Source organism: Levilactobacillus cerevisiae, assembly GCF_003946245.1.
GTDB classification, from domain to species: domain Bacteria; phylum Bacillota; class Bacilli; order Lactobacillales; family Lactobacillaceae; genus Levilactobacillus; species Levilactobacillus cerevisiae.
This window is the reverse complement of record NZ_RHNN01000049.1, coordinates 1-9,225: the sequence shown is the minus strand read 5'-3', so window position 1 is coordinate 9,225 and position 9,225 is coordinate 1. Positions and strand designations below refer to the sequence as shown.

The 9,225-nt window shown below is 49.4% G+C and carries 8 protein-coding genes; all 8 read left to right on the top strand.

The features are described from left to right. The first annotated feature begins 729 nt into the window (after nucleotides 1–729). The 8 genes from alaS to trxA all read left to right on the top strand — a co-directional run bounded on the left by alaS (nucleotide 730) and on the right by trxA (nucleotide 9,068). Nucleotides 730–3,369 (top strand): alanine--tRNA ligase, encoded by a 2,640-nt coding sequence (alaS, locus tag EKM99_RS15070; protein WP_125584158.1) that lies wholly within the window; start codon nucleotides 730–732, stop codon nucleotides 3,367–3,369. Nucleotides 3,370–3,606: 237 nt separating this feature from the next. Then, nucleotides 3,607–3,879 (top strand): IreB family regulatory phosphoprotein, encoded by a 273-nt coding sequence (locus tag EKM99_RS15065; RefSeq protein WP_024746979.1) that lies wholly within the window; start codon nucleotides 3,607–3,609, stop codon nucleotides 3,877–3,879. Next, entirely contained in the window at nucleotides 3,876–4,313 is a 438-nt protein-coding gene (gene ruvX / locus EKM99_RS15060) for a Holliday junction resolvase RuvX (protein ID WP_125584157.1), read from the top strand. Before EKM99_RS15065 ends, ruvX begins: the two co-directional genes overlap by 4 nt. Before the next feature lie 8 nt (nucleotides 4,314–4,321). Continuing rightward, nucleotides 4,322–4,633: a DUF1292 domain-containing protein gene (locus EKM99_RS15055; RefSeq protein WP_125584156.1), complete on the top strand. Its 312-nt coding sequence runs from the start codon at nucleotides 4,322–4,324 to the stop codon at nucleotides 4,631–4,633. A gap of 528 nt (nucleotides 4,634–5,161) precedes the next feature. Next, nucleotides 5,162–5,425 (top strand): cell division protein ZapA, encoded by a 264-nt coding sequence (locus tag EKM99_RS15050; RefSeq protein WP_125584155.1) that lies wholly within the window; start codon nucleotides 5,162–5,164, stop codon nucleotides 5,423–5,425. Nucleotide 5,426: 1 nt separating this feature from the next. Next, the gene (locus tag EKM99_RS15045; RefSeq protein ID WP_125584154.1) at nucleotides 5,427–5,966 is read left to right on the top strand and encodes a CvpA family protein; all 540 of its coding nucleotides are present in this window, start codon (nucleotides 5,427–5,429) and stop codon (nucleotides 5,964–5,966) included. A 26-nt stretch (nucleotides 5,967–5,992) separates the two neighbouring features. Further along, on the top strand, nucleotides 5,993–8,356 hold the full coding sequence (locus EKM99_RS15040) for an endonuclease MutS2 (protein WP_125584153.1): 2,364 nt from the start codon (nucleotides 5,993–5,995) through the stop codon (nucleotides 8,354–8,356). 391 nt (nucleotides 8,357–8,747) lie between these two features. Beyond that, on the top strand, nucleotides 8,748–9,068 hold the full coding sequence (gene trxA, locus EKM99_RS15035) for a thioredoxin (RefSeq protein WP_125584152.1): 321 nt from the start codon (nucleotides 8,748–8,750) through the stop codon (nucleotides 9,066–9,068). Nucleotides 9,069–9,225 lie beyond the last annotated feature (157 nt).

The window sequence follows — 9,225 nt, the reverse complement described above, 5'->3', positions numbered from 1 at the left end:
AAGTTCGCCAATCAAGCGAACTACTGTCTTCTCGGCAAACCCTGGGATACTCAAAAGAATTTTGAATTCCGGTAAGGTTTTTTCTAAGCGGAGGAGTCTGGCTCATGTAGCAAGAGTGTGGCGCAGGGCGGTCAGCTGGCGAGCATTAACGGCGTAACGGTGATGACCCGGGTCCTGGGTCGTTGCCGTTACGGTGTTAAGCGGAACCAGTTGCCCTGTAGAACACGTTTCGGAGGCCGCCAGGACCAGAATATCAAGGCGAGAGAAAGATTAACGAACTAACTCAGTAGAGCCAACAAAGACCAAAAACGGTCTGGGATGTCCTTAATCTCCTGAGCGCCACGGTGTGATTTAAAGTATTACGAAGCAAATCCCGTACGAAGTTCAATTCCATTAGCTAATCCCATCCCATCCACCAACCCTAAAATCCCAATCCCCAAACGAACGCAAAACGTTTAGTTGACAAGGCAGCGCGCCACACCTATAATTTCAAGTGGACATTTAAATAAACTATCGAGGATATACCCTGATGCCGTGACTTTCAGAAACGTTTTGGTAGCTGTGAAAAACGACTCATGCAATCAGTGGCGCTCCCTCAGTAACATCGCGACTCAGCGTTATGAGTTTAAGAGGTTAACGATTAAAACATCGTTGCAAGTAGAGTGGTACCGCGCTTCGGCGTCTCTACGGGCAACGGTGTTTTTGACATTTTTTGGAGGTATTTAAGAGATGAAAGAGCTTACAAGTAGTCAAATTCGGCAAATGTACCTCGACTTTTTTAAGTCGAAGGGCCACACGATTGAACCTAGTGCATCCCTAGTTCCCAAGGATGATCCCTCATTGCTGTGGATCAACTCCGGGGTTGCCACGATGAAGAAATACTTCTCCGGCCAAGTTGTGCCCGAGAATCCACGGTTGACCAGTTCACAGAAGAGTATTCGGACCAACGATATTGAAAACGTTGGGAAGACTGCTCGTCACCACACGTTATTTGAAATGCTCGGGAACTTCTCCGTGGGTGATTACTTTAAGAAAGAAGCCATCAACTGGGCGTGGGAACTCCTCACATCCCCAGACTGGTTTGGTTGGGATCCGGAGAAGCTGTACATGACGGTTTACCCCAAGGATACCGATGCGAAGACTGATTGGGAAGCTGCTGGTGTTGCGCCCGACCACATCATCGCGGTCGAAGACAACTTCTGGGATATTGGTGAAGGTCCCTCAGGTCCCGATTCTGAAATTTTCTACGATCGTGGTGAAGCCTTTAACAACCTGGCCGATGACGATCCTGAGAACTATCCTGGTGGTGAAAACGAACGTTACCTGGAAGTCTGGAACATCGTGTTCTCCCAGTTCAACCATGAACCCGATGGCAGTTACAAGCCATTACCCCGGAAGAACATTGATACGGGGATGGGCCTGGAACGGGTCGTCTCCATTTTCCAAAACGCTCGGACGAACTTTGAAACCGACTTATTCCTGCCAATCATTGAAAAGACCGCTGAACTCAGCGCGGGCAAGAAATATGGTGCCAACAAGGAAGACGACGTGTCCTTCAAGGTGATTGCCGACCACGCGCGGGCGATTACGTTTGCGATTGGTGACGGTGCTTTGCCTGGTAACGAAGGCCGGGGCTACGTGATTCGGCGACTGATTCGGCGGGCCGTGGTTAACGGTCAAAAGCTGGGGATTGAAGGGGCCTTCTTGGATCAATTGGTACCCGTTGTGGGAACCATCATGCAGTCCTACTACCCAGACGTCTTGGAACAAGCCGATTACATTGCCAAGGTTGTCCGTTCCGAAGAAGACCGTTTTGGCGAAACGCTAGACGGTGGGCTGACCTTACTGAACAGTCTGATTGCTGACCTGAAGAAACAGGGCGGGAGTCAGATTGCCGGTCCCGATGCCTTCAAACTCTACGATACGTACGGCTTCCCTGTTGAATTAACGGAAGAATACGCCGACGACCAGAACATTACGGTCGATGTTGACGGCTTCAAGGCAGAAATGCAGAAGCAAAAGGATCGTGCCCGCAACGCGCGGGGCAAGCAAACGGCCATGGGCCTGCAACACGACCTCTTAATCAACGTCAAGACGCCTAGCCAATACGTGGGTTACACCCAATTGGAAACAACTAGCAAACTGACGGAACTGGTCGTTGATGACCAGTTAGCCGATGAAGCCGACAACGGCACGGTTGAAGCCATGTTTGATACCACCCCGTTCTACGCTGAAATGGGTGGCCAGGTTGCTGACAAGGGAGACATTTTGGATGAAGCTGGTCACGTGGTTGCCCACGTCGCTGACGTCCAACACGCCCCTAACGGTCAGAACCTGCATACGTTGACGGTGGTTGCACCGCTGAAGAAGGGCGCAACCTACCAGCTGAAGGTTGACACGGTCTTCCACAGCAAGGTCGAAAAGAACCATACCGCGACGCACCTGTTAGACAAGGCGTTGCGTGAAGTCTTTGGCGAACATACGCAGCAGGCCGGTTCACTGGTTGAAGGCGACTACCTGCGTTTTGACTTCACCCACTTTGGTCAGGTCGATCCAGCTGATTTAGCCAAGGCTGAAGCCATCGTGAACGAAAAGATCTTTGCTGAAATGCCCGTGACGACGGTGGAAACCGATATTGAATCCGCCAAGAAGATGGGCGCGATTGCCCTCTTTAGCGAAAAGTATGGCAAGGTCGTTCGGGTAGTTAGTGCTGGTGATTTCGTCACTGAATTCTGTGGTGGGAACCACGTGAAGAATACCAACGAAATTGGCCTGTTCAAGATCACCTCAGAATCTGGGGTTGGTGCCGGTGTTCGGCGGATTGAGGCTGTGACTTCCGGTGCAGCTTACGCCTACCTGCATGACCATGACGACATTTTGCACGCCGTAGCGACTGATTTAAAGGTCACTCAAGTGAGTGAAGTTGCACAGAAGGTCTCTGCCCTCCAAGCGCAAGTGAAGAGCTTAGAACAGAAGCAAGCGGCCTTAGAAGGCAAATTAGCTGGTCAACAGGCTGGTGCTGTCTTCGATAACGTTGCGACTGCCGGAAACTACAAGTTGATCAGTGGGACTGTCCAAGTCTCCAAGATGGACCAGTTACGGGCGTTAGCCGATACTTGGCGTGAACAAGCACTCTCTGACGTATTGGTGCTGGGTGCCGAAGTCAATGGCAAGGCAAACTTGATTGTGGCCGTTAGTGCTGACAAGCAAAAGCAAGTCAAGGCCGGCGATTTGATCAAGGCCATTTCACCGAAGATCAACGGTGGTGGCGGGGGTCGTCCTAATTTGGCCCAAGCTGGTGGGAAGAATCCTGCTGGACTGCCAGATGCGATGACCGCAGCCGCAGACTGGTTGGCAGAACAAGACTAAGCCAAGCCGTTTGACTTGAATGTTGACGCTGGTCTGTTACACTGTTCGTAGTTTAGCAGACACTTGCAAGGATAAATGATACGACTAAAATGCTTAGCAAAAGGGAGCGGCTCGATTTGAGTGGCTCCCTTGGTGCCAACAGTATTACGAATAGATTACATTGGCGAAGTGCGTTGTAGTTTGACCGGTAATCGAGTAAAATTAAGTCTAAGCGAGGAAGTGCGGGGGTGTTTTATAGTGAGTTCATTAGACAAAACGATGTATTTTGACTTTGGGGCTAACCAACCAAAGGACGTTCATGATACGCTGGTAACGGTTTATCAAGCACTAGAGGAAAAGGGTTATAATCCAATTAATCAGATTGTCGGGTACCTACTATCTGGCGATCCTGCGTATATTCCACGCATCAATGATGCACGGAATTTGATTCGCAAGCACGAACGCGACGAGATTATTGAGGAACTGGTTCGCTTTTACCTGAATCAGAATGGACCGGTGAAGCCTTCATGAAGTTAATGGGTTTAGACGTAGGTTCCCGTACCGTGGGTATCGCCATTAGTGATGCGCTCGGGTGGACGGCACAAGGAATTGAGATCATTCCAATCAAAGAAGAGGAAGAAATCTTCGGGTTGGATCGGGTCGCTGAACTGGTTGCCACCCACGAAGTCCAAGGCTTTGTGGTCGGGTTACCCAAGAACATGAATAATTCGTTAGGTCCCCGGGCCGCGGCATCTAAGCGGTACGGCGAGATGTTAACTGAGCGGTTTAAGCTACCCGTCGATTTTGAAGACGAGCGGTTGACAACCGTTGAGGCGGAGCGTATGTTAGTGGAACAAGCGGACACATCGCGCCGCAAACGCAAAAAAGTTATTGATAAATTAGCTGCCGGACTGATTCTCCAAAATTATTTGGACCGTCACGGCAAGTTAACTCAAGAAAAGTGAGGTTTCCCATGAACGAAGACCAAGAACAAATTACATTAGTTGACGAAAATGGTAACGAAGAACTGTACGATGTCCTGTTTACCTTTGAATCTGACGACTTTGGTAAGTCATACATTTTGATTTACCCTTCAGGCAAGAGTGACGACGAGGAAGTTGATATCCAAGCCTATGCTTTACCTGCAGACGATGATCCAGCTAACCCATCCGGCGGCGACTTGCAATTGATTGAGTCCGACGAAGAATGGGACATGGTTGAATCCGTACTGAACACTTTCCTGGCCGACGGGACGATTGATCCCAACGCTGGTAAAAAAGACTAGTCAGTTTCAACGAGGGGCGGAATATTTCCGTCCTTTTTTGTACGCTGAGAAATGAAGTGGGGCGGTGGATAGTTGTGGCATGTTGTGGCTAATCCGGATTAGTGCGACTAGATTGGTGGAGAATGACAACATGTGGCTGCCAGAGATTTCGGATAAGACTGGGTTTTACCAAAAGTAGCGACACAATTCACCTCTACGCTGACGTTTAATCATTAGTCGTTGACCTAGGCAATGTAGGCGTGAGTGAACAAAATTTAGGCTCAGCCGTGGGATTTTTCAAGTGGGTTGCTTGGAAAATGGCGACTTTGAAACGCAGGCCTGGCGGTTCAAAGCGAGCTGGCAGACCGTTTCTCAGACTGTCAGCGTCCTACCCACAGCGTTCCGGCCTAAATTTTGCGAACGGTAAGCCGGCAGGTTTAGCCAATGTCGCCAAGCAACATCTTAGCGGTAATTTAAGTGCCAAACTGTATGTGTGGCCACCGTTTAATGGTAAAATAAGATGTTGCGCAAAACAGGGGGAATTTTAAAATGACTGAAGAAACACACCGCTTTAAAGCCGTGATTGCTGGCAAGAGTTACACGATTGTTGGGCAAGCGACGGATGAACATATGCGGGCGGTGACGGCGGTGCTGAACGAGCAGTTTACCCAGCTTAAAGAGCTGTCACCTAATATTAGCAAAGAAGACGCGGCAATCTTGATGGCGTTCAACGCTGTCTCTGATCAATTAAAGATGGCAGCGGCTAACGATCAGACTGATTCCACAAAGGATTCGACAGAAACGGAGGAATAGTTTGGTATTAAGCTTAATTATTCTCGCAGTTCTCATTTTTGGTTTTCGCCGGGGCTACCGGCGGGGGCTGGTCTTGCAGATTATCAGCACGATTGGTTACTTCATCGTGTGGATCGTGGCCCGGCTGGCGGCCAAGCCGTTAGCAAGTGGCATTGGTCAGTTTGTGGGGAACCTTTCCCTCAACAGTTCGTCCAGTGCCGTGACGGCCGCTGAAAGTAGCAGCTTCTTTTTAAATGGGCTGGCGTTTTCGGCCATTCTAACGGTGGGGTACTTTATCGTTCACCGCTTGGCCCATGGCATCAACAAGGTGACCTGGTTACCAGTGATTCACCAAGTGAACTCGTTAGCGGGTGGCTTGATCAACCTGGTGATTCGTTACGTGGTCATTTTTTTAACGTTAAATTTACTGATCCTGTTACCAATTCAGGGCTTTCAAAACAGTTATCAAGCCTCCCCGGTCGCCCAGTGGATTGTGAAACAAACACCCGTGCTGTCAAAGCAGGTGTTCAACTGGTGGCTGACGGAGCATGAATCGAATTAACTTGATTCGGGAGTGAGGAGAATCCGATGAATCAAAAAACATTAAGAATTATGGAATACGATCGTATCAAGCAAGCCTTACGGACTTACTTGGTGTCGGCGGCTGGTCAACACGAGTTGAGTGAACTGGTACCGACCAACGATGCGAAGAAATTACAAATTTGGTTAGATGAAACCCGCGATGGCGCCGACATTTACCGGCTCGAAAGCGGCATTCCGTTGCCCAAGTTAGACGATATTCGGCCCCATTTACATCGGCTTGAAATGGAAGCCGCGTTAAATGGTTTGGAGCTGGCGCAGATTAGTCGCGTGCTCTGGACGACGGGCTCCGTGGTAAAATTTTTCCACGACCTCGCTGAAAAGGAAGTTAGTCTCCGGCGGTTGGACCGGGTGGTGAAGGAATTAGTAACCCTCCCCGATGTCACGCGGCGGTTACGCGTTTCCCTGGAAGGCGACGGCCACATTACGGACGAGGCCTCACCGGCTTTGAAACAGATTCGCCAGCACATTACCCAAACGGAGGCCGAAATTCGGCGGTCGATGGACCAGTACACCCGGGGTAAGGATGCAAAATATCTGAGTGAAACCATCGTCACCATTCGGGATGATCGGTACGTGATTCCAGTGCGCGCTGAATACAAGCAGCACTTTGGTGGGATTGTCCATGATCAGAGTGCCAGCGGCCAAACGTTGTTCATTGAACCACAAGCAGTGGTCGGGTTGAACAACCGACTGCGGCAGAATCAAATTGATGAACGACATGAAGAACAACGAATTTTAGCGGAACTGACCGCGTTGTTGGACCCATATCAGGATGAAATCTTACGGAACTCAGAAATTTTGGGTCACTTTGACTTTATCAACGCGAAGGCTAAGTACGCCCATCATTTGAAGGCCACTGAGCCGAAGTTGTCCGTGGACAATCAGGTAAGCTTGCGTCAAGCCCGTCATCCGTTGATTGACCAACGAAAAGTGATTGCTAACGATATCACGATTGGCAAGGATTACAAGGCCATTATTGTGACGGGTCCCAACACTGGTGGGAAGACCATCACGTTGAAGACCTTGGCACTGGTACAATTGATGGGACAATCCGGCCTGTTTATTCCGGCTAACGAAAACAGTGTGATTGGGATTTTCGATGATATTTTCGCTGACATCGGGGATGAACAATCCATCGAGCAGAGCCTGAGTACCTTCTCCGGTCACATGGAAAATATCGTGGCAATTTTGAAACAGGCCAACGAACACAGCCTGATTGTCGTCGATGAACTGGGTGCCGGGACCGACCCGCAAGAAGGGGCCGCGCTCGCCATTGCCATTTTGGATGAAATTGGGACGCTGGGCAGTTACGTGATGGCGTCGACCCACTATCCGGAATTGAAGGCGTACGGGTATAATCGTCCGGAAACCATTAACGCCAGCATGGAATTCAACGGTGAAACGCTGCAGCCAACGTATCACTTGTTGATTGGGATTCCTGGCCGTAGTAACGCCTTAGACATTGCGGCGCGCTTGGGGATGCCATCGCAAGTGGTTGATGCGGCGCGGGGCCTGACGGATCAAGATAGTCAAGACTTGAACGCTATGATTTCTGACCTGACCGAACAAAAGCGGCGGGTGGACCATGACGCTGAGAGCTTGCAGACGCAGTTGGCCGAGGCTGACGAGTTACATGATCAGTTGCAGAAACAGTTCGATCGTTATCAACAACAGAAAGATCAGTTGATGACGGATGCCAAACGCGATGCCAATCGTTTGGTCGACGAGTCTCGTAAACGCGCCAACCAGATTATTTCTGATTTGCGCAAGAAACAGTTGGCTGCTGGTCAGAGTGTCGTTAAGGAAGACGAATTGATTGCGGCCCAGGGTGCGTTGAACGCTCTGCAACAGGATACCAAGCTCAAAAAGAACAAGGTCTTACGGCGCGAAAAAGCCAAGTTGGACTTTCATAAGGGCGACAGTGTCCTGGTGAAATCCTATGGGCAGATTGGTGTGCTGATGCAGCAACTTGATGACAATCATTGGGAAGTGCAACTCGGCATCCTGAAGATGAAGATTGCCAACAACGACCTGGAAAAGGCGAAGGATCCAGCCAAGTCCGCTAAGCAGCCGCGGGCTAGTGTGAAACGCAGTGGTTCCAGTGGCATGTCGCCAACTCTGGATTTGCGCGGACACCGTTACGAAGAGGCCATGGCTGAGGTTGACCGTTACATTGACTCTGCCTTATTGGCTGGGTACCCATCCGTGACGATTATTCACGGGAAGGGAACCGGTGCCCTGCGTCAAGGGGTGACCGATTATCTGAAACGGAATAACCGGATTAAGAGCTTTGGGTTCTCACCAGCCAACGCCGGTGGCGACGGTTCAACCGTCGTTCGGTTTAAATAGGGTTTTACCTACGCCTCCAGCCTGGTGAAAATGGGACCGGATCGCTGTGGGCGGACGTCTAGAGCCAAAGTTCGGTCTCTAGACTTACTTTGAGCCGCTAGCGCGTCTCAAAGGTACCAATTCTCTAAGTAGCAAAAGCGCTACTAAGAGAATTCCCACGGCTTGGCCCATTTTCACCAGGCTTCCGCCTGACGTTGATTAAGCCTTGCGACTGTTGCAGGTAATTCGGCGTTGAATCTTTTGTTAAACCGGACTTGCTTGTTGTAGTCGTCATCAAGTTAGTAGCACCGCAATACTAATAAATTGTAAGCAATTTAGTTGTGATTTCGAAATGTTCTGGTACACTTGAGAATATGAAGTCGTGATTGATTTTGATTGGGAGGGATTTTTAATGGCAGCAGTAGCAGAAACAACTGATAAGACCTTTGAACAAGATACCGCCACTGGCGTTACCTTGACGGACTTTTGGGCAACTTGGTGTGGTCCTTGTCGGATGCAATCACCAGTCGTTGAACAATTATCTGAAGAAATGAGTGACGTGACGTTCAACAAGATGGACGTTGACGCGAACCCGAACACGCCACAATCCTTTGGTATCATGAGTATTCCTACCTTACTCGTTAAGAAGGATGGCCAAGTGGTTGATTCCATCGTGGGTTACCATTCCAAAGACCAATTAAAAAAGATTTTAGACCAATACGTTCAAGCCTAACTCGATCAGAAGTTAAGTGTTGACACTTGTGACTAACGCAAAGAAGAGTTCGAAACCGGTAATGGTTTCGAGCTCTTTTTGGTTCTAAAATATCTGTTGTTGGTAATCAAATGAATTTGATTACTGGCAACGGATATTTTTGTATAATCAAAGAATG

Bases quoted from the DNA above. Each gene is read 5' to 3' on its own strand.
- alaS (WP_125584158.1), top strand. From the start codon at position 730: ATGAAAGAGCTTACAAGTAGTCAAATTCGGCAAATGTACCTCGACTTT.
- EKM99_RS15050 (WP_125584155.1), top strand. From the start codon at position 5,162: ATGACTGAAGAAACACACCGCTTTAAAGCCGTGATTGCTGGCAAGAGT.
- trxA (WP_125584152.1), top strand. From the start codon at position 8,748: ATGGCAGCAGTAGCAGAAACAACTGATAAGACCTTTGAACAAGATACC.
- ruvX (WP_125584157.1), top strand. From the start codon at position 3,876: ATGAAGTTAATGGGTTTAGACGTAGGTTCCCGTACCGTGGGTATCGCC.
- EKM99_RS15055 (WP_125584156.1), top strand. From the start codon at position 4,322: ATGAACGAAGACCAAGAACAAATTACATTAGTTGACGAAAATGGTAAC.
- EKM99_RS15040 (WP_125584153.1), top strand. From the start codon at position 5,993: ATGAATCAAAAAACATTAAGAATTATGGAATACGATCGTATCAAGCAA.